The sequence below is a fragment of the Janibacter corallicola NBRC 107790 genome (genome assembly GCF_001570965.1).
Taxonomy (GTDB): Bacteria; Actinomycetota; Actinomycetes; order Actinomycetales; family Dermatophilaceae; genus Janibacter; species Janibacter corallicola.
Map to the genome: position 1 here is coordinate 65,359 of NZ_BCSR01000007.1, position 22,111 is coordinate 87,469.

At 73.6% G+C, this 22,111-nt stretch carries 18 protein-coding genes; 11 read left to right on the forward strand and 7 right to left on the reverse strand.

What is annotated here, in order from left to right:
- Window positions 1-48 precede the first annotated feature (48 nt).
- Genes cobN through JCO01S_RS04855 form a run of 3 tightly spaced genes read left to right on the forward strand, consistent with a single transcriptional unit; the run spans window position 49 to window position 5,988 of the window.
- Complete coding sequence (gene cobN, locus JCO01S_RS04845) at window positions 49-3,705, forward strand: cobaltochelatase subunit CobN (RefSeq protein WP_068251545.1); 3,657 nt, start codon at window positions 49-51, stop codon at window positions 3,703-3,705.
- Window positions 3,702-5,459, forward strand: coding sequence for a 5,6-dimethylbenzimidazole synthase (gene bluB, locus JCO01S_RS04850; protein ID WP_068251548.1), 1,758 nt, complete (start codon window positions 3,702-3,704; stop codon window positions 5,457-5,459). The genes cobN and bluB overlap by 4 nt, the downstream gene beginning before the upstream one ends.
- A 19-nt stretch (window positions 5,460-5,478) precedes the next feature.
- Window positions 5,479-5,988: an alpha/beta fold hydrolase gene (locus JCO01S_RS04855; protein WP_068251551.1), complete on the forward strand. Its 510-nt coding sequence runs from the start codon at window positions 5,479-5,481 to the stop codon at window positions 5,986-5,988.
- Between the two features lie 20 nt (window positions 5,989-6,008).
- Here JCO01S_RS04855 and cobF read toward each other — a convergent pair whose 3' ends face one another.
- Together cobF and JCO01S_RS04865 are read right to left on the reverse strand one after the other, a co-directional pair.
- The gene (gene cobF, locus JCO01S_RS04860) at window positions 6,009-6,812 is read right to left on the reverse strand and encodes a precorrin-6A synthase (deacetylating) (protein ID WP_068251556.1); all 804 of its coding nucleotides are present in this window, start codon (window positions 6,810-6,812) and stop codon (window positions 6,009-6,011) included.
- Window positions 6,809-8,266 (reverse strand): cobyric acid synthase, encoded by a 1,458-nt coding sequence (locus tag JCO01S_RS04865; protein ID WP_068251559.1) that lies wholly within the window; start codon window positions 8,264-8,266, stop codon window positions 6,809-6,811. Before JCO01S_RS04865 ends, cobF begins: the two co-directional genes overlap by 4 nt.
- Before the next feature lie 39 nt (window positions 8,267-8,305).
- Between JCO01S_RS04865 and JCO01S_RS04870 the strand changes: the two genes are divergently transcribed.
- Window positions 8,306-8,905, forward strand: coding sequence for a histidine phosphatase family protein (locus tag JCO01S_RS04870; RefSeq protein WP_068251562.1), 600 nt, complete (start codon window positions 8,306-8,308; stop codon window positions 8,903-8,905).
- A gap of 1 nt (window position 8,906) precedes the next feature.
- Here the strand turns inward: JCO01S_RS04870 and JCO01S_RS04875 are convergent, their stop codons facing one another.
- Both JCO01S_RS04875 and JCO01S_RS04880 read right to left on the reverse strand, forming a co-directional pair.
- Complete coding sequence (locus JCO01S_RS04875; RefSeq protein WP_068251565.1) at window positions 8,907-10,130, reverse strand: alpha/beta-hydrolase family protein; 1,224 nt, start codon at window positions 10,128-10,130, stop codon at window positions 8,907-8,909.
- Entirely contained in the window at window positions 10,127-10,774 is a 648-nt protein-coding gene (locus JCO01S_RS04880) for a hypothetical protein (RefSeq protein ID WP_068251567.1), read from the reverse strand. The genes JCO01S_RS04875 and JCO01S_RS04880 overlap by 4 nt, the downstream gene beginning before the upstream one ends.
- A gap of 165 nt (window positions 10,775-10,939) precedes the next feature.
- On the opposite strand from JCO01S_RS04880, the gene JCO01S_RS04885 reads away from it, so the two are divergent.
- A complete protein-coding gene (locus tag JCO01S_RS04885) occupies window positions 10,940-12,145 on the forward strand; it encodes a sensor histidine kinase (RefSeq protein WP_157074483.1) in 1,206 nt (401 codons plus the stop codon).
- Entirely contained in the window at window positions 12,142-12,807 is a 666-nt protein-coding gene (locus JCO01S_RS04890) for a response regulator (RefSeq protein ID WP_068251573.1), read from the forward strand. The genes JCO01S_RS04885 and JCO01S_RS04890 overlap by 4 nt, the downstream gene beginning before the upstream one ends.
- Here JCO01S_RS04890 and JCO01S_RS04895 read toward each other — a convergent pair.
- From JCO01S_RS04895 to JCO01S_RS04905, 3 genes are read right to left on the reverse strand one after another with little or no spacing between them, the layout of a single operon-like run.
- A complete protein-coding gene (locus JCO01S_RS04895; RefSeq protein ID WP_068251575.1) occupies window positions 12,791-14,791 on the reverse strand; it encodes a thioredoxin domain-containing protein in 2,001 nt (666 codons plus the stop codon). The genes JCO01S_RS04890 and JCO01S_RS04895 overlap by 17 nt on opposite strands.
- A gap of 28 nt (window positions 14,792-14,819) precedes the next feature.
- Window positions 14,820-15,722 carry an aminoglycoside phosphotransferase family protein gene (locus tag JCO01S_RS04900; protein ID WP_068251579.1) on the reverse strand — a complete coding sequence of 301 codons (903 nt, stop codon included), beginning with the start codon at window positions 15,720-15,722 and terminating at the stop codon, window positions 14,820-14,822.
- Window positions 15,719-16,546 carry a DUF4439 domain-containing protein gene (locus tag JCO01S_RS04905; RefSeq protein WP_068251582.1) on the reverse strand — a complete coding sequence of 276 codons (828 nt, stop codon included), beginning with the start codon at window positions 16,544-16,546 and terminating at the stop codon, window positions 15,719-15,721. Before JCO01S_RS04905 ends, JCO01S_RS04900 begins: the two co-directional genes overlap by 4 nt.
- Window positions 16,547-16,630: 84 nt before the next feature.
- Between JCO01S_RS04905 and JCO01S_RS04910 the strand changes: the two genes are divergently transcribed.
- The 5 genes from JCO01S_RS04910 (at window position 16,631) to JCO01S_RS15630 (ending at window position 22,055) form a co-directional block, all read left to right on the forward strand.
- The gene (locus JCO01S_RS04910) at window positions 16,631-17,155 is read left to right on the forward strand and encodes an LSm family protein (RefSeq protein WP_068251585.1); all 525 of its coding nucleotides are present in this window, start codon (window positions 16,631-16,633) and stop codon (window positions 17,153-17,155) included.
- 3 nt (window positions 17,156-17,158) lie between these two features.
- On the forward strand, window positions 17,159-18,262 hold the full coding sequence (gene nusA, locus JCO01S_RS04915) for a transcription termination factor NusA (RefSeq protein WP_068251587.1): 1,104 nt from the start codon (window positions 17,159-17,161) through the stop codon (window positions 18,260-18,262).
- A 125-nt stretch (window positions 18,263-18,387) separates the two neighbouring features.
- Window positions 18,388-18,600, forward strand: a complete 213-nt coding sequence (locus JCO01S_RS04920) for a YlxR family protein (protein ID WP_369407278.1) — start codon at window positions 18,388-18,390, stop codon at window positions 18,598-18,600.
- A gap of 130 nt (window positions 18,601-18,730) precedes the next feature.
- On the forward strand, window positions 18,731-21,499 hold the full coding sequence (gene infB, locus JCO01S_RS04925; RefSeq protein ID WP_068251591.1) for a translation initiation factor IF-2: 2,769 nt from the start codon (window positions 18,731-18,733) through the stop codon (window positions 21,497-21,499).
- 118 nt (window positions 21,500-21,617) lie between these two features.
- On the forward strand, window positions 21,618-22,055 hold the full coding sequence (locus JCO01S_RS15630) for a hypothetical protein (RefSeq protein ID WP_157074484.1): 438 nt from the start codon (window positions 21,618-21,620) through the stop codon (window positions 22,053-22,055).
- Window positions 22,056-22,111 lie beyond the last annotated feature (56 nt).

The following is a 22,111-nucleotide window of genomic DNA, read 5'->3' on the forward strand; positions in this document are numbered from 1 at the left end:
CCCCCCTTCGAGGAGCGGGCGAGGAACCCCGCTCGAGGAGCGCGCGACGTGCCGACCATCACCCTGCTGTCCACCTCCGACACCGACCTGCTGAGCGCACGCGGCGCCGACGCGGACTACGTCGTCGGCAACCCCGCCCGCCTCACCCGGGAGGAGATCGCCGAGCGCGTCGCCGGCGCCGACGTCGTGGTCGTGCGCTACCTCGGCTCGCCCCAGGGGCTGTGGGAGGGCTTCGCGGACCTGCGGACCGCCACCGCGGCACCGCTCGTCGTCCTCGGCGGGACCCAGGAGCCCGACGCCGCCCTCATGGAGCTCTCCACGGTCCCGCCCGGCGCCGCTGCCGAGGCCCACCGCTACCTGGCCGAGGGCGGCCCGGAGAACCTCACCCAGCTGCACGCCTTCCTCGCCGACACGCTGCTGCTGACCGGCGTCGGCTTCGAGGCCCCGCAGGCACTGCCGACGTGGGGCGTCCTCGAGCGCGAGGCCCCGGCCCCGCTCGCCGACGGCGTTCGTCCGAAGGTCGGCGTGCTCATCTACCGGGCGCAGTACGCCGCCGGCAACACCGCCTACGCCCACGCCCTCGCCGATGCCGTCGACGCCGCCGGCGGACACGGGGAGATCATCCACGCCGCCTCGCTGCGTGACGCCCCCGACGACCTCATCGAGCACCTGGGCACCCTCGACGCGCTCGTGACCACCGTGCTCGCCGCCGGCGGCACGAAGCCGGCCACCGCCGGTGCCGGCGAGGACGACGAGGCCTGGGACGTCGAGCGCCTCGCCGCCCTCGACATCCCGATCCTCCAGGGGCTGTGCCTCACGTGGGGCCGCGCCGACTGGCAGGCGAGCGACGACGGGATGAGCCCGCTCGACGTCGCGAGCCAGGTCGCCGTGCCCGAGTTCGACGGTCGCCTGATCACGGTCGCCTTCTCCTTCAAGGAGTTCGACGACGACGGCCTCCCGCACTACGTCGCCGACCCGGAGCGGGCCGCACGCGTGGCCGGCCTCGCCGTGAACCACGCCCGACTGCGCTCCACGCCGCCGGAGCAGCGGCGCATCGCGGTCGTCCTCTCCGCCTACCCGACGAAGCACTCCCGCCTCGGCAACGCCGTCGGGCTCGACACCCCGGTCTCGACGGTCCGGCTGCTGCGGGCCCTGCGGCAGGCTGGCTACGACCTCGGCGAGGGCTTCGTCGGGATGGACCCGCTGCCGCAGGTCGAGGGCGAGGATCCCGACACGACCTGCGGCAACGCCCTGGTCCACGAGCTCATCGCCGCCGGCGGGCAGGACGAGGAGTGGCTCACCCAGGAGCAGGTGGAGGGCGCCCAGGTGCGCATCCCCGCCGCGCGCTACCGGGAGTGGTTCGACCGTCTCCCGGCCGACCTGCGCGAGGCGATGACCGAGCACTGGGGCCCGGCACCCGGTGAGGTCTTCGTCGACACCACCCACGACGCGCAGGGCGAGATCGTCACCGCCGCCCTCGTGCGGGGCAACGTCGCGCTGCTCATCCAGCCGCCACGCGGCTTCGGGGAGAACCCGATCGCGATCTACCACGACCCCGACCTGCCGCCGACGCACCACTACCTGGCGACCTACCGGTGGATCGAGGAGGAGTTCGGCGCCCACGCGATCGTCCACGTCGGCAAGCACGGCAACCTCGAGTGGCTCGCCGGCAAGAACCTCGCCATGTCCGCCTCCTGCGGCACCGACGCGGCACTGGGCAACCTGCCGCTCGTCTACCCCTTCCTCGTCAACGACCCGGGGGAGGGCACCCAGGCCAAGCGCCGCGCCCACGCGACGATCGTGGACCACCTCATCCCGCCGATGGCCCGCGCCGAGTCGTACGGCGACATCGCCCGGCTGGAGCAGCTGCTCGACGAGTACGGCAACGTCCAGGTCATGGACCCGGCCAAGGCGCCGGCGCTGCGGGGGGAGATCTGGCAGCTGATCCACGCCGCCCAGATGCACGTCGACCTCGGGCTGGATGACGTCGACCTCGACGACGCCGAGGGCTTCGACGACCTCGTCATGCACGTCGACGGCTGGCTCTGCGAGATCAAGGACGTCCAGATCCGCGACGGCCTGCACGTCCTGGGCCAGGCGCCCCGGGGGCCGGAGCTCGTCGACCTCGTGCTCGCGATCCTGCGGGCGGCGCAGGTCTTCTCCGGCAGCGTCGGGTCCGTGCCGGGCCTGCGCGCCGCGCTCGGCCTGGGGGAGGAGGCCACCTCCGCCGAGACCGACGAGGTCGAAGGGAGAGCCCGTCGCCTGATCGAGGGCCTCGCCGAGAGGGACTGGTCCGCTTCTGCCGCAACGGAACTGGTCGCCAGCCTGGAGCCCGAGCTCGACGCGGCCGCGGCCACCGAGGTCACCGCGGTGCTCGAGTTCGCCGCGACCGAGGTCGTGCCGCGCCTCGCGGCGACCGACCGCGAGCTGGACGTGGTCCTGCACGCCCTCGACGGCGGGTACGTGCCCGCGGGGCCGAGCGGGTCCCCCCTTCGCGGGCTGGTCAACGTGCTGCCCACCGGACGCAACTTCTACTCGGTGGACCCCAAGGCCATCCCCTCCCGCCTCGCCTACCAGACCGGTACGGCGATGGCCGAGTCGCTGCTCGCGCGCTACCGCGAGGAGACCGGGGAGCTGCCGCGCTCGGTCGGCCTCTCGATGTGGGGCACCTCCGCGATGCGCACCTCCGGCGACGACATCGGCGAGGTGCTCGCGCTGCTCGGTGTCACGCCGGTGTGGGACGAGCAGTCGCGGCGGGTCACCGGACTGGAGCCCATCCCGCTCGTCGAGCTCGGCCGGCCCCGCGTCGACGTCACCGTGCGCATCTCCGGGTTCTTCCGCGATGCCTTCCCGCACGTCATCGCGCTCATCGACGACGCCGTCGCGCTCGTCGCGGACCTCGAGGAGTCGGAGGAGGAGAACCACGTGCGCGCCCACGCCGCCGCCGACCTTGCGGAGCACGGTGACGAGCGGCGCTCCCGCACGAGGATCTTCGGGTCCAAGCCCGGCTCCTACGGTGCGGGCATCCTCCAGGTCGTCGAGTCCGGCAGCTGGCGCAGCGACGAGGACCTCGCGCAGGTCTACACCCAGTGGGGTGGTTACGCCTACGGCCGCGACCTCGACGGAAAGCCGGCCGCGGAGGACATGGAGCGCACCTACCGCCGCATCCAGGTCGCGGCGAAGAACGTCGACAACCGCGAGTCCGACATCCTCGACTCGGACGACTACTTCCAGTACCACGGCGGCATGGTCGCGACGGTGCGTGCGCTCACCGGCTCCGAGCCCCGGGCCTACGTCGGGGACTCGACCTCGCCGGACGCGGTGCGCACCCGCACCCTGCAGGAGGAGACCAACCGCGTCTTCCGCTCCCGCGTGGTCAACCCCCGCTGGATCAGCGCGATGCAGCGCCACGGCTACAAGGGGGCCTTCGAGCTGGCCGCGACCGTGGACTACCTCTTCGGCTTCGACGCGACCGCCGGCGTCGTCCACGACTGGATGTACGACCGGGTCGCGCGCGACTACGTCCTCGACGAGGACAACCGGGCCTTCATGACGCGCGCGAACCCCTGGGCGTTGCGCGGCATCGTCGAACGGCTCACCGAGGCCGCCGACCGGGGCCTGTGGGAGGAGCCCGATCCCGAGGTGGTCCAGCAGATGCAGCAGGTCTACCTCGACATCGAGGGAGACCTCGAGGAGGACCAGTGACCCCGCAGGACAGCGGGAGCCGCTACGCCCGTCCGGTCCCCACGATCGGGGACACGAGCAGTGCCTCCCAGCGACGCGAGGACCCCGCCGGCTGGGCGATGGGCGAGGCGGTCACGGAGACGCTCGCGCGAGTCGTCGCCGGGCGACGGGACATCCGTCGCTACCGACCGGACCCGGTGCCCGAGGAGCTGCTCGGGGCGGTGCTCGAGGCGGGCCACCGGGCGCCGAGCGTCGGGCACTCCCAGCCCTGGCGTTTCATCGTCGTCACCGACCCGGGCACCCGGGACAGGGCCGCGGCGATGGCCGACCGGGCACGGCTGGACCAGGCGGCGCACCTGGCCTCCGAACGAGCGGCCCGGATGCTCGACCTCAAGCTCGAGGGGCTGCGTGAGGCACCCGTCGGCGTCGTCGTCGCCTGCGACCGCCGCACTCCCGCCACGGGGGTCCTCGGGCGGGCGACCTTCCCCGACGCCGACACGTGGTCCTGCGCGACCGCGATCGAGAACATGTGGCTCACCGCCCGCGCCCACGGCCTCGGGATGGGCTGGGTGACGCTCTTCGACCCCGACGAGCTGGCCGACCTGCTCGGGCTGCCCGAGGGCGTGGTCACGCTGGGCTGGATGTGCCTCGGCTGGCCCGACGAGCGGCCGCCGTCGCCGGGCCTGGAGCGCGCCGCGTGGTCGCGGAAGGCGCCGCTGTCCGACGTCGTCATCCGCGAGCGCTGGCCGGCAGATGAGTCCGCGCCGCAGCAGCCGGTCTCGCACCTGCGCGGTCCCGAGGCCTCCCGGCTCGTCGGGGCGACCGACTCCGCCGACGAGCTGCTCTCACCGCCGGAGTCCCTCGGCGTGCTCGACCGCGCCCTGAACCGGGTGCTCGCCCTCGGCGGCGAGGACCTCGCCGGCGGCACGCTCGTGCTGGCCGGGGCCGACCACCCGGTGACCGGTCTCGGGGTGAGCGCCTTCCCGGGCTCGACGACCGCCGACGTGCTCGCGGCGACGGTCGCCGGCACCTCGCTGGGAGCGGCCACGGCGAAGGGGGCCGGCCTCTCCGCCGTCGGCGTGGACGCCGGTGTGGCACAGCCGGTCCCGGGCGCGCGGGACGCACGACCGGCGGGGGAGCGGGGCGACGTGGCGAGCAGCGACGCGATGACCGCGGCCGATGTCGGGACCCTCCTCGAGGCCGGGCGGGAGATCGGGGACGAGGCGGCCCTTCGAGGCTCGGGGAGCGCCGGGCTGGTCTGCCTCGGCGAGGTCGGGGTCGGCAACACGACCGTCGCCGCCGCACTGGCCTGCGCCCTGCTCGACCTCGAACCCCAGGACGCGGTCGGGCTCGGGGCCGGCTCGGACGCCGACATGGTCGCGCGCAAGCGCGACGTCGTCGCCGCCGCGCTGGCCCGGACGAAGGGGGAGACGGACCCCCTTCGCCTCCTCGCTGCGGTCGGCGGCCCGGAGATCGCCCTGCTCACCGGGGTCACGCTCGGTGCGGCCGGGGCCGGTGCGCCGGTCGTGCTCGACGGGTTGGCCGCTTCCCTGCCCGGGCTCGTCGCCGCGCGACTCGAGCCCGGGGTCCAGGGGCACCTGCTCGCCGGTCACGTCAGCCGCGAGCGCGCACACTCGCTCGTGCTCCGCGAGCTCGGCCTCGAGCCGCTGCTCTCGCTGCGGATGCGTGCCGGTGAGGGGGTCGGCGCCTGCCTGGCCGCCTCGCTCGTCCTGCAGGGGCTCGCGGTCCGTCGCACCACTGCGCGCACCCGCTGACGGCCGCTACGCTCGGCGGATGGCAGTCCTCTTCCTGCACGGAGCCGGCGGGTTCGTCGAGGACCGGACGATGGTCGGGGCCCTGCGCGCGGGGCTCGACGACGAGGTCCTGGTGCCGAACCTCGACGAGGGGATCGCGACCACCCACGAGGCCTGGTCGCGACGGGTCGTCGAGCACCTGCGCGCGGACGTCGACGTGGTGGTCGGCCACTCCTTCGGCGGCTCGACCGTCCTGCGGCTGCTCACCGAGCGCGATCCCGGGATCCGTCGGCTCGTCCTCCTCGCCGCCCCCGACTGGGGGCCGGACGGCTGGGAGGTCCCCGAGTTCTCGCTGCCCGACGACGCGGACGCGAGGCTTCCCGGGACGCTCGGGATCGAGCTGCACCACTGCCTCGACGACGAGGTCGTGCCGTTCGAGCACGTGCAGCAGCTCGGTGCCCGGCTGCCCCGGGCCCGGGTGGTCCGGCACGAGCAGGGTGGCCACCAGTTCGCCTCGCCGGCCATCGATGCCGTCGTCCGGCGCCTGTAGGGCGTCAGCCGTCCACGGACCTACCCTCGCGGCGTGAGCGCGTAGACGTCCATGACCCAGCCGTGCTCCTCGCGCAGCCGGCCCCGCAGGTCGACGATCTCGTCGATGACGTCCGCCAGCCGCCCGGAGCGCAGCGCCTGCTGGGGCATGCCGACGTAGGCGCCCCAGTGGATCACCGTGTCCGGATGCGTGGCCGCCAGCTCGCGGCAGTGCAGCTGCCCGTCGAGCATGACGACGACCGTCCCGAGGTCGATCCCGGCTTCCTGCGTCCGGGTCCACTCCTGCACCAGCCGGCGGCCGGTCGTGACGTGCACCGGCTCGCCGATCCGGTGCAGCACGATGCCGTGCGCGGCGGCGAGGGCCTGGAAGGCCGAGATCCCCGGTACCACCCGCACGCTCGTCGCCAGGTGCTCGCGGATCGCGTCGACGATGCGGATCGTGCTGTCGTAGAAGGCCGGATCGCCCCACACGAGGAAGCCCACGACCGCTCCGTCGGGCAGCTGCTCGATGACCTCCACGTAGGCACGGGTCCGGGCGGCGTGCCAGTCGCGCACCCCCTGGGAGTACTGCGCAGCGTCCCGCTCCGCGTCGGGGCCCCGCCGCGGGTCGGGCACCGTGACGAACTCGTAGGGGTGGTCCTCGGCAATGAAGCGCTCGCAGATCGCCTGCCGGACGGCGACCAGCTCGTCCGTGACGGCCCCCTTGTCCGCGACGAGGAAGACGTCCACCTCGGCCAGCGCCTCCGCGGCCTCGGCCGTGACGTGCGCCGGGGAGCCGGCCCCGATGCCGATGACGTGGATGCGGCGGGTCGCGTTCTGGCTCAACGGGTCTCCCGGGTCAGCTCGAGGACGGCATCGAGGTCGGCGTGGGTCTCGAGGGCGTCCGCGAGGGTGTCGATCATGGCCTCCCGGCGGGTGGCGAAGGGGGCGGCCCCCACCTGCGGGGCCCACGCCGACCCCGTCGTGGCCGCCACGTCGGCCAGCAGCGCCCGGCGGAAGTCGTCGCACTCGAGCGTCCCGTGCCAGATCGAGCCCCGGACGGGGCCGAGGGCGTGACCGCCCGGGAAACCCTCGCCGCCGTCGGGCGAGACGATCCCGTGGTGGATCTCGTAGCCCTCGACGGGGTTCCCCCGCCACGACCCGCTCGGGCGGGCGAGCACCTTCTCCCGATCGAAGACCACCCGTCCGGGCAGCAGCCCCAGGCCGGTGACGGTGGCGCCGTCCCCGTCCCTTTCGACCTCGTCGACAATCTCCTGGACGAGCATCTGGTAGCCCCCGCAGATGCCGAGCACCGGCGCGTCGCGACGGGCCCGCTCGAGCACGACGTCGGCGAGGCCGCTGCTGCGCAGCCAGGCCAGGTCCGAGAGGGTCGCCCGCGACCCCGGGAGCACGAGCAGGTCCGCCTCCCGCGCGACGTCCGGCCGCCGGGTGACCCGCACGTCGACGCCGGGTTCAGCGGCGAGGGCGTCCACGTCGGTCGCGTTGGAGGTGCGCGGCAGCGCGATGACCGCGACGGTCAGCCGGCATTCCTCCGGTACCTCGTCCGCGGTCGGGGAAGCGCCGACCGAGAGGGCGTCCTCGGAGTCCAGCCACACCCCGTCCAGCCACGGCAGCACCCCGAGCGAGGGCATCCCGGTGCGGGCGGTGATCTCCGCCAGCCCCGGTCGGAGCACCTCGACGTCCCCGCGGAACTTGTTGACGAGATACCCCGCGAGCAGCGACCGGTCGGCGTCGTCCACGAGCGCCCAGGTGCCGTAGAGCGCGGCGAGCAGTCCACCACGGTCGATGTCGCCGACGAGCAGCGTGGCGAGCGAGAAGCGCCTCGCCAGGCCGAGATTGACGTAGTCGCCGGCGCGCAGGTTGATCTCGGCGGGGGACCCGGCACCCTCGCAGACGATGACGTCGTGGGCGGCCGCGAGCTCCTCGTGGGCGGCGAAGGCGGCCTCGGCCAGGTGCCTCCGGCCGGTCGCGTACTCACCCGCCAGGAGCTCGCCGGCGGGTCGGCCGCGGACGACGACGTGGGAGCGACGGTCGCTGCCGGGCTTGAGCAGCACCGGGTTCATCGCCGAGGTGGCCTCGACCCGGGCGGCCTGCGCCTGGAGGTACTGCGCCCGCCCGATCTCGGAGCCGTCGCGGCAGACCATGGAGTTGTTCGACATGTTCTGGGCCTTGAAGGGCGCGACCGCGAGGCCACGGCGGGAGAACGCACGGCACAGACCCGTCACGACGAGGGACTTGCCTGCGTCGGAGGAGGTCCCCGTCACCAGTAGCCCGCTCACGAGCGCCCACTCTACGTAAGAGATGGCTACGGTGATCTCGTGATCAAGACCCAGGTCCACCTGGTCCGTCACGGGGAGTCGACGTGGAACCGTGACGGGCGGGTCCAGGGTGCCTACCGGGGCACCGGCGAGCCGGTGCTCACCGAGTCCGGGCGCGCCGAGGCCGTCCGGGCGGGCCGGTCCGTCCAGTCCCTGCTCGGCTCGCCCTCGACCGCGCCGAACATCTACCTGTGGAGCAGCGACCTGTCCCGTGCCCTGCAGACCGCGGAGATCATCTCGGTGACCCTGCGCCCCGTCGGATGGGTCGCCTCCGTGCGTGCGGAGTCGGGGCTGCGCGAGCAGCACCTCGGTGCCCTCGAGGGACAGCCGGCAGATTCGCTGCGTGCCGAGGCGCCCCCGGAGGGTGCCCACATCAGCCAGGTCCGGTGGGGCGGAGGGGAATCCATGCAGGAGGTCTACATGCGTGTCGGTGACTGGTTCGCCCCGGCGCTGGTCGACCAGCCGCGGCACCTCTTCGTCATCAGTCACGAGCACACCATCCGGGCAGCGCTCGCCTGGTTGCGCCAGCACTCCTGGCGCGACATCGACTGGGACGAGCCCATCGCCCGCGGGTCTGTCACGACCTGCGAGCTGGGCTGAGTCACCCGCCCGGGCAGGTGCGCAGCCGCGCCACCTGGTCCGTGCCGTACCGGTGGCCGGTGCCCTCCGGGACCCGCAGGGAGCCGGCGAAGTCCACGAGGTCGTGCACGCCACCGACCAGCGGCAGCCACCGGGTCGCGTCCGGTGGGGGACGAAGGGCGTCCCGCCAGCTGGCGTGGACCACCGGGTCGTCTGGGTTGGCGACGACCGTCTCACGGCGCAGCCCGACCCGGTGCCCGCCCGGTGGGCCCACCCACAGCACGGAGCACACCTCGGCCCGTGCCCGTGCCCGGTCCGCGCCGGTCAGGATCGCCTGCCCGGCCTCCGCGCCGAGGCTCTCGCCGTAGACGTGCAGGTCGGGGCGTTCCCGCGGGGGCAGCGCCCGGACCCTCTTCGCCACCGCATCGAAGAGGAGCCGCGCGGACTCGGCCGAGCGCTCCCGGTGCACGAGCCAGGACCACCAGCTGGGGGAGGCGTCGTACTGCATCGAGACCGTCGCCACGTCGCGGCCGAACCGGTGCTCGATCCCGGAGAGGAACTGCGGGTCCACCCAGCCGCTGCCGGTGGGCAGGACGACGACGACCCGGGAACGCTGCAGCCCCCCTTCGTCCACGAGGTGTCGGGTGGCACGCTCGGCCCGGGCCCCGGCCGACTCACCGGGCACCATCCGGGCATAGGCCCGCACCGCGCCGACGGGGGAGGGGTGCTGCATGACCCACATCCGCCCGTCGGGCTCGATGCCGTGCGCCGGCCCGCCGGCGAGCACGAGCCCGATGCATACCACCGCCACGAGGACCGGTCGCCAGACCCTGCGGGAGCGGGCCGGCCCCCGCCACGCGCGCTCGGCGGCGTGCCGCAGCAGCAGGGCGGCCGCGACGACACCGAGCACCGCGGCCCAGTAGCGCCATCCCAGCGGCGCCATCCCGGCCCCGGCCCGGGCAGCGTCGAGGACCTGGTCACCCCACAGGCCGACGGCCGTGGCCAGCAGGGCCACCCCGACCAGGCCCACGACGCGGGCCGCCCCCCGGGAGGGCGGGCTGTTGCGGCGGATCACCAGGGAGGCCTGGACGCACATCGTCACGAAGCACGCCGAGACCACCCCCTGCAGCACGGCCCCGTGGGGCAGTGCGGTGGGGGAGATCGACAGGTAGAGACCGATCACCGCCGCGAGCGAGCTGGACACCCTCGGCAGCAGGTCGTGGTCGGGCGCGCTGACAGCCGTCATGCCGCCACCGCCTCGCGGGTGCCGGCGACTCGACGGCGACCCGCCGTGAGGGCGCCGAGGCCACGGGCCAGGAGGGAGGCGGCCGAGCCGAGCGTGAGCAGCGCCGCACCGGCCGTCGCCACCGACCAGGCGTCCTCGGGCTCGGGCACCGACTCGTGCTGGCGCCACGAGTTGGCCCGCACGAAGGCGGCCGCGACGTGCGCCCACCGGAGGCAGTGCTCGCGGGCGGCCCCGCCCCCGCAGGAGCGCAGCGCCTCCTGCTCGAACTGGTCGTCCAGCGCCTCCCGGGCACCCGCCGGGAGCCTGCCCCCGACGGCCTCGGCGTACCGGAGCAGGTCGTAGCCGTAGTCGTGCTGCCGGCACACGGTCCCGAAGGACCTCGGCAGCGTGACGGGGGAGGAGCAGGACCCGCTCGGGTTGGTGATCGAGTCCCCGTCGAGCACCGGCTCGTAGCCGAGCGTGTCCGCGAAGTCCTCCGGCACCGCCGCCTGCGCTGCGGTGGCCGATCCGGTGAGGAGGGCGGCGACGGCCGTCCGGGCGGCAGGGTCCGGAGCGGGTGCCTCGGGGGCGTCGAGGACGGCGATCGCCGTCGTGGTCGTCAGGGAGAGGAGCAGGACGGTGGCGGAGCGTCGGAGCGGCTGCATGCCCCGGAAACTAGGAATCGCCCACCGGGGCGGACATCGCCTGCGGGAGGTCTTCCCCGGTACCTCACCGGTGGTGCGGGGACCGCCCGGCAGTACCACGGGGTGACCCGGGATCCCCCTTCGGTACGACGACGCCGGCCTCCCGCGCCACCTAACCTTGGGGCCATGCCCAGCTCACCCCCGTCCCGTGCCCGGCGGGTGGTCGCTGCGCTCGGTCGCGGCACGGTCTGGGCGGCGAAGGGGGTCGCCCGCCACCCGGACGTCGCCCTCGCACTCCTCGCGGGCATCGCCCTGGCCATCGCGTGGCCGACGATCCACTTCACCCATCGGGTGCCGAGCAGCCTGCAGCCGGTGTTCGCGCTGATGTCGGTCGCGCCGCTGGTGCTGCTGCGTCGGGAGCCGCTCATCGCCTGGGTGGTGAGCACGGTGGGCAGCCTCATCTGGTTCTTCGTGCCCCGCGTCGGGGACTGGCCGATGCCCTGGCCGGTCATGCACTTCCTCGTGCTGCTGCTGACGGTGGTCGTCGTCGCGCTGCTGGCGCCCGTCCGGCAGGTGGCCCTGACCACCGCTGTGACCGCGGGCTGGTTCCTGCTCGTCATGCCGTGGGCGCTCAAGCCCTGGGCCCTGGGTGTGCTCGTCATCGTCGCCTTCGCGCTCCTCGCCCGCTGGCTGCGGACCGCCCGCCGCCAGCTGGCCAGTCGCGAGGAGGAGGCCGAGACCGAACGGGACCGTCGCGCCGTGCTCGAGGAGCGCTCCCGCATCGCCCGCGAGCTGCACGACGTCGTCGCGCACCACATGTCGATGGTCGTCGTGCAGGCACAGAGCGCGCCCTACCGGGTCGAGGCCGTCTCCCCGGAGGCGAAGGAGGAGTTCGCCGGCATCGAGAGCGCGGCGCGGCAGGCGCTGACCGAGGTCCGTGGCGTCCTCGGGCTGCTGCGGGAGGACCGCGCCGACCCGGAGACCGCGCCGCAGCCCTCGCTGGCGGACCTGCCCTCGCTGCTGGAGGCCTCCCGCGCAGCCGGCATGGAGCTGCGGTGGAGCCTCGACCTCGAGGGCTGCCCGCCCGGCACCGCCCTCGTGCTGCACCGGGTGCTCGGGGAGGCGCTGGCGAATGCGGCCCGCCACGCACCCGGGGCGAGCGTGGTCGTCGAGCTGCGGGAGCACGCCGGCCAGGCCGAGCTCAGCGTCCGCAACTCTCCCGGCTCCTCCCCGTCACCGGTCGCCGGGGGAGGTCACGGCATCGAGGGGATGCACGCCCGCGCGCAGGCCGTGGGCGGCCACGTCATCACCGGGGCGATCCCCGGCGGCGGCTTCGAGGTTCGCGCCCGCCTCCCGCTGACCGGTCGACCGGGCGCAGGGGAGGACCGATGAGCACCACCGTGCTGATCGTCGACGACCAGGCCATGGTGCGGGCGGGCTTCGGCGCGCTCCTGGCCGCCCAGCCGGACATCTCCGTCATCGGGGAGGCGGCGGACGGTGTGGAGGCGGTCGCCGAGGTCGCCCGGCTGGAGCCCGAGGTCGTGCTGATGGACGTCCGGATGCCGGAGGTGAACGGCCTGGAGGCCGCCGCGACGATCCTCGGGGGTCCGAGCCCCACCCGGCCGAAGGTGCTCATGCTCACCACCTTCGACATCGACGACTACGTCTACGAGGCGCTGCGCATCGGGGCCAGCGGCTTCCTCCTCAAGGACGCCTCGGCCGAGGAGCTCGCCCGGGCGGTGCGGGTCGTGGCGGGCGGGGACCAGCTGCTCGCCCCGAGCATCACCCGCCGGCTCATCTCCGAGGCGGTCGCCAGGCACGGTCGGCCACCGCGCCACTCCCACCTGCTCGAGCGGCTCACCGGCAGGGAGCGGGAGGTCCTCGAGCTCGTCGCCCAGGGGTTGTCCAATGCCGAGATCGCCGGCCGGCTCTTCCTCGCCGAGCAGACCGTCAAGACCCACGTCTCCCGGGTGCTGACGAAGCTGACGCTGCGCGACCGTGCCCAGGCGGTCGTCTTCGCCTACGAGCACGGAGTGGTCACTCCGGCGTCGTGACGGTCCGGTCCCGCAGCTGCCCGGCCAGCGCCTCGGCATCCGTGACCGGACGGTCACACACGAAGCCCCGGCACACGTAGGCGGCCGGGGCGCCGTCGACGAGCGGCCGGTCGGCCAGCAGCGGCTCGCCCGGTGCATCGGGGCGGCCGGAGACGATGACGAGACCGGGGGAGGAGGCCGCCTCGGCGACCCGGCGAAGGGGGCCGTCGCCCCCTTCGCCGACGATCGCCACCTGCAGCGGGCCGGCGAGCATCGCCTCCGCCGTCGCGAGGGCCCATCCGGCGAAGCGGGGGTCCTGCCCGATGATCCGGCCCTGCGCCGCGACGGCCTCCTCGGCGAGGCGGCGGTGCTCGAGGTCGCCGGTGAGGGCGGAGTGGGTCAGCAGCGCGGCCGCCACCGCGGAGACCCCCGCGGGCTCGGCGTTGTCGGTGATGCCGCGCGGACGGGTGATGAGGGACTCCCCGTCGATCGGGGTGTCGTGCCAGCCGTCGGCGTCGTGGAAGAGCCCGATCGCCAGGGCGAGGATCCCCGTGGCGTGCTCGAGCCACTCGGCGGCGCCGGTGGCCCGGTGGAGGGCGAGCAGTCCCTCGGCGAGGTTGCCGTGGTCGTCGAGGGCGCCCGGCGCGGCGGCGACTCGGCCGGCCAGCGAGGTGCGCCGGAGCCGCCCGTCGACCAGGTGCTGCTCGAGCACGAGCCGTGCCGCGTCGGTGGCCGCGTCGATCAGCTCGGGGCGGGCCAGCGTCACGCCGGCGTCGGCGAGGGCGGCGATCGCCAGGCCGTTCCAGCTCGTGACGACCTTGTCGTCCCGCGCCGGCTGGGGGCGCTCCTGACGGGCGGCGAGCAGCCGGGCGCGCACCTGCTCCCACCACTGCGGGTCGGCCGGGTCCTCGCGCAGCTGCAGCGTCGAGGCGCCGCCCTCGAAGGTTCCCGCTGCGGTCACCCCGAGCAGCTCCGCCGCGCGGGTGCCGTCCTCCTCGCCGAGGACCTGCGTCAGCTGCGCCGGTGTCCAGACATAGGTCGCCCCTTCGACGCCGACCCCGTCGACCACGGTGTCGGCGTCGAGGGCGGAGGCGAACGCTCCGCTCGTCCGCAGGTCCCGCAGCAGGAAGTCCGCGGTGCTCCCTGCCACCCGGCCGGCCAGCGGGGACCCGGTGTCGCGGTACCAGTGGGTGTAGGCCCGCAGCAGGAGCGCGTTGTCGTAGAGCATCTTCTCGAAGTGCGGCACGACCCAGTCGGCGTCGACGCTGTAGCGCGCGAAGCCGCCCGCGAGCTGGTCGTGGATGCCGCCGCGGGCCATCGCCTCGAGGGTGTGCCCGGCCATCGCGAGCGCGTCGGCGTCCCCGGTGCGCGCGTGGTGGCGCAGCAGGTGCTCCAGGGTCATCGACGGCGGGAACTTCGGGGCGCCGCCGAAGCCGCCGCGGGCATCGTCGAAGCTTCCTCGCAGCGTCCGCACCGACGCCGCCACGGTCTCCTCGTCGACGGGGGACCCGGGGCCCGGGTCGGAGATCTCGCGCAGCCGCGTGGCGATGTGGCTGGCCGACTCGGTCAGCTTCGCCCGGTCCTCCTGCCACGCGGTCCCGGCGGCGTCGAGCAGCTGCAGCAGCTGGGGCCTGGGCAGGTAGGTCCCGGCGAAGAAAGGTTCGCCGTCGGGCGTGACGAGCACGGTCATCGGCCAGCCGCCCTGCCCGGTGAGGGCCTGGGTGGCCAGCATGTACACCGCGTCGATGTCCGGTCGCTCCTCGCGGTCGACCTTGATGCTCACCCAGCCGTGGTCCAGCGCCGCCGCGACCTCGGCGTCCTCGAAGCTCTCGTGGGCCATGACGTGGCACCAGTGGCACGCGGCGTACCCGACGGAGAGGAAGACCGGCACGTCCCGGCGCCGCGCCTCGGCGAAGGCCTCCTCACCCCACTCGTGCCAGTCGACGGGGTTGTCCGCGTGCTGGCGCAGGTAGGGCGAGAGGCTCTCGGCAAGACGGTTGACCATGCCTCCACCGTCTCACTCGCCCGGGACCTCAGTCACCGACCGCCTTGACCAGCGCCACCGCGAGCGAGACCCGGGCCTCGTCCCCGTCCTCGACCGCCCAGACGGCGTGGACCATCTCCCGCAGCGCGCAGACCGGCCGCACGACGTCCTCGTCGAGCCCCGCGACCTCGCAGGCCACCTCGACCCGCCGGTGCACCGACCACCGCAGCGCGGCACCGGTGCCCATCTCCGGGGTCCGGTTGTGCAGCAGCGGCGCGACCTCCCACGCGGGGTGACCGGTGAGCGGCTTGGGGTCGATCGCCACCCAGTCGGTGCCGTCGGAGAGGACGTTGCCGTAGTGCAGGTCCCCGTGGAGCAGTCGCGCATCGGCCTCCTCGGTGTCCAGCGAGCGGAGGGTGGACCTCGCCTGCTCGACGAAACGCCGCGGCAGGGACCGCGCCGCCGGGCGGGCGAGGACCTCCCCGGCCCACGGACCGAGTGAGCGCACCTGCGGCAGCGGCGGGAGATGCAGGTCCGCGTAGAGCCCCGCGACGGCGGCGACGGCCTCCTCGTCCCACGGCTCGGAGAGGTCCTCGGTGGTCAGCCGCTCGAGCAGCAGCACGGACCGGCGCGGGTCGGCCGCGAGCAGCTCCACCGCCGCGCGACCGTCCCAGGCCCGCAGCGCGAGGTGCTCGTGAGCGGAGTCCTCGTGCGGCCATCCGAGCTTGAGCGCGGCGGGCCCGTCCGGGCCACGGACGGGCAGGACGAGGGCGCACCGCCCGACGGCGGGCGGGCCGTCGGGCACGAGCGACCACTGCGTGACGATGTCGGCGACCAGGTGGGGGAGGGAGTCGAGCCACTCCCGGCCGGAGGGGCCGCCCTCGGGGGCGAGCCCGCCGATGCGTGCGGCGAAGGGCGCGGGCACCAGCGCGGCCGCGTCCTCGACCCTCATGTCCCGTCGGTGCCGATCAGCGCCACGGGCTCGGAGCCCCAGTCCTCGGCCAGCCCCTGGGCGGTCGCCATCCAGCTCGCGGTCTCCAGGGCGGCGGCCCGGTCGTCGTCCAGCCGGTACAGCCCGGCGGTGTAGGCCCCGACGAGCCGCTCCAGGCTCTGCCGGGCGAGCCGGCGGGCCGCCTGCTCGCCGGAGACCTGCCGGTCGAGGTCGTAACCGAGCGTCAGCTGGCCCGCCTCCTTGCCGGCGGCGGTGGTCTGACGCACGGACAGCTCCTGCAGCTCCTTGCGGGCGTCCTTCGCCCGCCGGCTGATCTTCTTGCTGCTGCGGGCCGCGATGACGCCGAGCGCGTAGGTCGCCGCCCTCGTCGCCTTGAGGTCGTCGGCGGCGACGGCACCCGCCCGCCAGCCCCGGGAGGGGGCCGGGTCGAAGAGGTGCGGTGTCCGCCGGATCTGGGCGGCGGTGAGCCGACCCATGAGCGGCAGCATCCCGAGGCCGCAGTCCCGCACGGCGGCCTCGTAGGCGGTGACCGCCTCGGACATGGTCTCCGGGTCGGAGGCGTCGCGCAGCTCCGCCTTCGGGACCCCTGCGTCCGCGAGCGCGCTGCGGAGGGCCTCGGCCTGCTCGGTCCACTCCTCGCCCCCCTGGGAGCGCAGGTGGCCGAGGACCGTCAGCATGGCGGCCTCGCCGGCCAGCGGCTTGCGCTCCGGGACGAAGGGGATGTCCGGCGCGTCGTCCTCCAGACGGACCCCGCAACCGCCCAGGGAGAGCACGCCGGCGAGCGACCCCAGGAGCAGGGTTCGGCGGCTGGGCTGGATCGGCACGGGGACGATCCTCGCACGACGCGCTCGATCTTCCTCGCTAGAGTGTCGGCCCACGGCAGGTCAACTCCACACGGAAGGCATCGCATGGCTCTCGAGCAGGACATCCGCGAGCAGGTGTCCGCTGCGCTGGGCGCGGATCTCGTCATCGACGAGGTGGGCGTGACCCCCGCGGGCAGGCGCCGCGTCGTCCGGGTCACGGTCGAGCGCCTCGTCGACTCGGCGGTCGGGGACACCCCGGTCGAGCCACTCACGCTCGACGAGATCGCCGACGCCACCCGCGTGGTCAGCGACACCCTCGACTCCGGCGACACCATGGGTGAGCAGCCGTACACCCTCGAGGTTTCCACCCCCGGCACGGACCGGCGACTGCAGGAGCCGATGCACTTCCGGCGCGCCGTCGACCGTCTCGTCGCCCTGACGACCACGGAGGGAGAGGTCACCGGCCGGGTGCTCGCCACGACCCCCGACGGCCTCGACCTGCACGTCAAGGGGACGAAGAAGAAGCCGCCCCACACCCGTCACGTCCCCTTCGCCGACATCACCAAGGGCGTCGTGCAGGTGGAGTTCACCCGACGACCCACGCCGTCCACAGACGACACGGAGGCCTGACACATGGACATCGACATCCACGCCCTCAAGGCGCTCGAACACGAGCGCGAGATCCCCTTCGACGTCCTCGTCGAGGCGATCGAGGCGGCGCTGCTCGGCGCGTACCACCGCACCGAGGGTGCCTACAAGAACGCCCGGGTGGAGCTGGACCGCAAGCACGGCCACGTCATCGTGTGGGCGCGCGAGTCCCACCCGGTGGAGGAGGAGGTCCCCGTCGAGGGCGAGGACGGCGAGCCCGCACTCGATGAGCTGGGCAACCCACTGATGCGGGTGCGCACCCGCCACGAGCTGGGCCCCGAGTTCGAGGACACCCCGGAGAACTTCGGCCGGGTCGCCGCGGCCACCGCCCGGCAGGTCATCACCCAGCGGATGCGGGACCTGGAGGACGAAGCCGTCCTCGGCGACTTCCGCGGCCGCGAGGGCGACATCGTCGCCGGCGTCATCCACCAGAGCCCCAACCCCCGCCACGTCACCGTCGACTTCGGCTCGGTCGAGGGCATCCTCCCGACCGCGGAGCAGGTCCCGGGGGAGGTCTACGAGCACGGCGAACGGATCCGCGTCTACGTGGTGGCGGTCCGTCGCGGCCCGCGCGGGCCGGAGATCGGCCTCTCCCGCACCCACCCCAACCTCGTGCGCAAGCTCTTCGCGATGGAGGTCCCGGAGATCGCCGACGGCACCGTGGAGATCGTGGCCCTGGCCCGGGAGGCGGGGCACCGCACGAAGATCGCGGTGCGCTCCAAGGTCCCCGGCCTCAACGCGAAGGGGGCGTGCATCGGCGCCATGGGGGCCCGGGTCCGTGCCGTGATGTCCCACCTGCAGGGCGAGAAGATCGACATCGTCGACCACGCCGAGGACCCGGAGCAGTTCATCGCCGCGGCGCTCTCCCCGGCGAAGGTGCAGTCGGTCACCGTCGTGGACCCCAAGCTGCGCTCCGCGCGGGTCGTCGTGCCGGACTACCAGCTCTCGCTCGCGATCGGCAAGGAGGGGCAGAACGCCCGCCTGGCCGCCAAGCTGACCGGGTGGCGCATCGACATCCGGCCGGACACCGCCCCCGAGACCAGTGGCGGCGTCGCCGTCCCGGGCCAGCCGGGCGGGACGGTGGGGTGAGCACGCCGGAGCCGGCAGGCGTTAGACTGGGTGGCACCGATCGGACTGGACTCCAGTCCGACGTGCCCGTTGGGGGTCCCGTCCGGACCTGCATCGGGTGCCGAGGGCGGGATAGCCGATCGACTTTGCTGCGCATCGTCGCGGTCACGGATGCCGGTGGCACCACCACCGTCCACCCGGATCCGCGGCGACGTGTGCCGGGACGTGGGGCATGGCTCCATCCCGACACCGCCTGCCTGGACCTGGCCGTCCGGCGGCGGGCCTTCTCCCGGGCGTTCCGACGCCGTGTCGAGGGCTCGGACGCCGTGCGTGACCAGATCGAGTCGATGACGCAGTGACCACCGTCCGCACCACAGCCGAGAGCGGGTTTGACGCTGATGAGCACCCGATGAGTACTCAGCAATGAGCATTCAGCTGAACTGACGACGGTCCGCGCCTTCTCGAGGAACGGACCAGAGAAGGAGAAACGTGGCCAAGGTCCGTGTCCACGAGCTCGCGAAGGAGCTCGGGGTTTCCAGCAAGTCCCTTCTCGCCCACCTGGGTGAGATGGGCGAGTTCGTGAAGTCCGCGAGCTCGACGATCGAGGCTCCGGTCGTGCGGCGGGTCAAGGACAACCCGCCCGCACCCGACCCGAAGAAGAAGGCGGCCAAGCCGGCCGCCAAGGCGACCCCGAAGTCGGCCGCGCCGGCGAAGGACGAGTCGCCGAAGACCGAGGCACCCAAGCCGGGTGCCTCGGCTCCCAAGCCCGGACCGGCGGCCCCGAAGCCGGGTCCGGCCGCTCCCAAGCCCGGCCCGGCCGCCGAGACCCCCGCGCCCGAGGCGCCGAAGGCCGAGGCCCCGAAGCCCGAGGCCGAGGCACCCAAGCCGGGCGCGGCGGCCCCGAAGCCGGGCGCACCAGCCCCCAAGCCCGGTCCGAAGCCGGCTCCTCGCCCGGGCCCCCGCCCGGGGAACAACCCCTACTCCTCCAACCAGGGGATGGGCACCCGTCGCGGCGGTCGCGACGAGGGCGGCGCGGGTGGTCCGCGCCCCGGCAACAACCCCTTCGCCTCCAGCCAGGGGATGCCCCGCCCGGGGCAGCGTCGTGACGGCCAGCGTCCCGGCCCCCGCCCGGGTGGTGGCCAGCAGCGCTCCGGATCCGGCGGGCCACGCCCCTCGCCCGGGATGATGCCGGCGAGCTCGGCCGTCCCGCGTCCGGGCCAGCGGCCCGGTGGCCGGGGCGGAGCCGGCGGTGGCCGTGGCGGGCCGGGCGGTGGCCGTCCGGGCGGTCGCGGTGGCTACCGCGGCGGTCCCGGCGGTCGTGGCGGCACCCAGGGCGCCTTCGGTCGCGGTGGCGGGCGTCGCAAGCAGCGCAAGAGCAAGCGGGCGAAGCGTCGCGAGTTCGAGCAGATGCAGGCACCCTCGGTCGGTGGCGTGGTCGTCCCCCGCGGCGACGGCTCCACGGTCGTGCGGATCCGCCAGGGCGCATCGCTCAGCGACTTCGGCGACAAGATCGATGCCAACCCTGCCTCGCTGGTGACGGTGCTCTTCAACCTCGGCGAGATGGCCACGGCCACCGCGTCGCTGGACGAGGACACCTTCAAGCTGCTCGGCGCCGAGCTCGGCTACGACATCCAGATGGTCTCCCCGGAGGAGGAGGAGCGCCAGCTCTTCGAGTCCTTCGACATCAACCTCGACATCGGGGTCGAGGACGAGGACGACGAGGACCTGCAGCCGCGTCCGCCGGTCGTGACCGTCATGGGTCACGTCGACCACGGGAAGACCCGCCTCCTGGACGCGGTCCGCAACGCGGACGTCGGGGAGAACGAGGCCGGTGGCATCACCCAGCACATCGGTGCCTACCAGATCCGCACCGAGCACGAGGGCGAGGACCGGGCCCTGACCTTCATCGACACCCCGGGTCACGAGGCGTTCACCGCCATGCGTGCCCGTGGTGCCAAGGTCACCGACATCGCGATCCTCGTCGTGGCCGCCGACGACGGCGTCATGCCGCAGACCATCGAGGCGCTCAACCACGCCCAGGCCGCCGACGTGCCGATCGTCGTCGCGGTCAACAAGGTGGACGTCGAGGGCGCCGACCCGGCGAAGGTGCGCGGTCAGCTGACCGAGTACGACCTCGTCGCGGAGGAGTACGGCGGCGAGACGATGTTCGTCGACGTCTCGGCCAAGCAGGGCCAGCACATCGACGAGCTGCTCGACGCCGTCCTGCTCACCGCCGACGCTGCCCTGGACATGCGGGCCAACCCTGACCGGGACGCCCGCGGCGTCGCGATCGAGGCCAACCTGGACAAGGGTCGCGGTGCGACCGCGACCGTCCTCGTCCAGTCGGGCATGCTGCGCGTCGGTGACGCGATCGTCACCGGGTCCTCCTTCGGCCGCGTCCGCGCGATGCTCGACGAGAACGGCGGACAGGTGCAGGAGGCCGGACCCTCCCGCCCGGTGCAGGTCCTCGGCCTGTCCACGGTCCCGCGGGCCGGCGACACCTTCGTCGTCGCCCCCGATGACCGCACCGCCCGCCAGATCGCCGAGAAGCGTGAGGCGGCGGACCGACAGGCGAGCCTGGCCAAGGCCCGCAAGCGGATCAGCCTGGAGGACCTGGACAAGGTCATCGCCGAGGGCAAGATCGACACCCTCAACCTCATCATCAAGGGTGACGTGTCCGGTTCGGTCGAGGCCCTGGAGGACGCCCTCCTGCAGATCGACGTCGGTGACGAGGTCGACCTGCGGATCATCGACCGCGGCGTCGGTGCCATCACGCTGAACAACATCAACCTGGCGATGGCCTCGGACGCGATCATCATCGGCTACAACGTCCGGGCCGAGGGCCCGAACGCGGACATCGCCGAGCGCGAGGGCGTCGAGATCCGCTACTACGGCGTGATCTACAAGGCCATCGAGGAGATCGAGAGCGCGCTGAAGGGCATGCTCAAGCCGGAGTACGAGGAGGTCGAGCTCGGTTCCGCGGAGATCCGCGAGGTCTTCCGGTCCAGCAAGTTCGGCAACATCGCCGGTTCGATCGTCCGCAGCGGCCTGATCAAGCGCGGCGCCAAGGCACGCATCACCCGCGAGGGAGTCGTGCTCACCGAGGGGCTGGAGCTGACCGGGCTGCGTCGGTTCAAGGACGACGTCACCGAGGTCCGCGAGGGCTTCGAGTGCGGTATCAACCTCGGCAGCTTCAACGACGTCCGGGAGGGTGACCTCATCACCACCTACGAGATGCGCGAGAAGCCGCGCGACTGAGCACGACGTGGTCGTCCTGACCACGACGCGCCGAAGGGGGCCGACCGGGAGGACTCCGGCGGCCCCCTTCGCATAGGGTCTTCCCCGACACGATTCGCCACACAGTCAGGGGAAATCCATGACCAGCGCACCTCCTCCTCCGCCCCCCGGCGACGGAGGCCAGAACCCGCCGCCCGCTCCGCCCCCGCCCGGCGGCGGCCAGCCGCCGGCCCAGCCGCCCTACGGCTCCGCGCCGCCGCCCCAGCCGCCGTACGGCGGGGCTCCTCAGGGGACGGGCAGCAACAACAACGGCAAGATCATGGGCATCATCTCCACCGTCGTGGGTGTGCTCGGCCTGTGCTGCTGCACCTGGTTCATCTTCTCGATCGGCGCGATCGTGCTCGGCTTCTTCGGCAAGCGTGAGTCCGAGAAGGTGGGCGACTCCACCGGCCGGCTGCTGTCCATCATCGGCATGGTCGCCGGTGTCATCGGGATCATCATCGGGATCATCTACTGGATCCTGGTGGCCACCGGTGTCATCGACCTCGACAGCATGTACGAGTTCTCGACCACCTGATCCGACCACACGGCACGCGCGCCCCCCGATCCGCCGGACGGGGGGCGTGCGTGTGT

Coding starts and splice junctions, on each gene's coding strand:
- JCO01S_RS04855 (WP_068251551.1), top strand. CDS start 5,479: ATGGCAGTCCTCTTCCTGCACGGAGCCGGCGGGTTCGTCGAGGACCGG.
- JCO01S_RS04875 (WP_068251565.1), bottom strand. CDS start 10,130: ATGACGGCTGTCAGCGCGCCCGACCACGACCTGCTGCCGAGGGTGTCC.
- JCO01S_RS04880 (WP_068251567.1), bottom strand. CDS start 10,774: ATGCAGCCGCTCCGACGCTCCGCCACCGTCCTGCTCCTCTCCCTGACG.
- JCO01S_RS04885 (WP_157074483.1), top strand. CDS start 10,940: ATGCCCAGCTCACCCCCGTCCCGTGCCCGGCGGGTGGTCGCTGCGCTC.
- JCO01S_RS04890 (WP_068251573.1), top strand. CDS start 12,142: ATGAGCACCACCGTGCTGATCGTCGACGACCAGGCCATGGTGCGGGCG.
- JCO01S_RS04895 (WP_068251575.1), bottom strand. CDS start 14,791: ATGGTCAACCGTCTTGCCGAGAGCCTCTCGCCCTACCTGCGCCAGCAC.
- JCO01S_RS04900 (WP_068251579.1), bottom strand. CDS start 15,722: ATGAGGGTCGAGGACGCGGCCGCGCTGGTGCCCGCGCCCTTCGCCGCA.
- JCO01S_RS04910 (WP_068251585.1), top strand. CDS start 16,631: ATGGCTCTCGAGCAGGACATCCGCGAGCAGGTGTCCGCTGCGCTGGGC.
- nusA (WP_068251587.1), top strand. CDS start 17,159: ATGGACATCGACATCCACGCCCTCAAGGCGCTCGAACACGAGCGCGAG.
- JCO01S_RS15630 (WP_157074484.1), top strand. CDS start 21,618: ATGACCAGCGCACCTCCTCCTCCGCCCCCCGGCGACGGAGGCCAGAAC.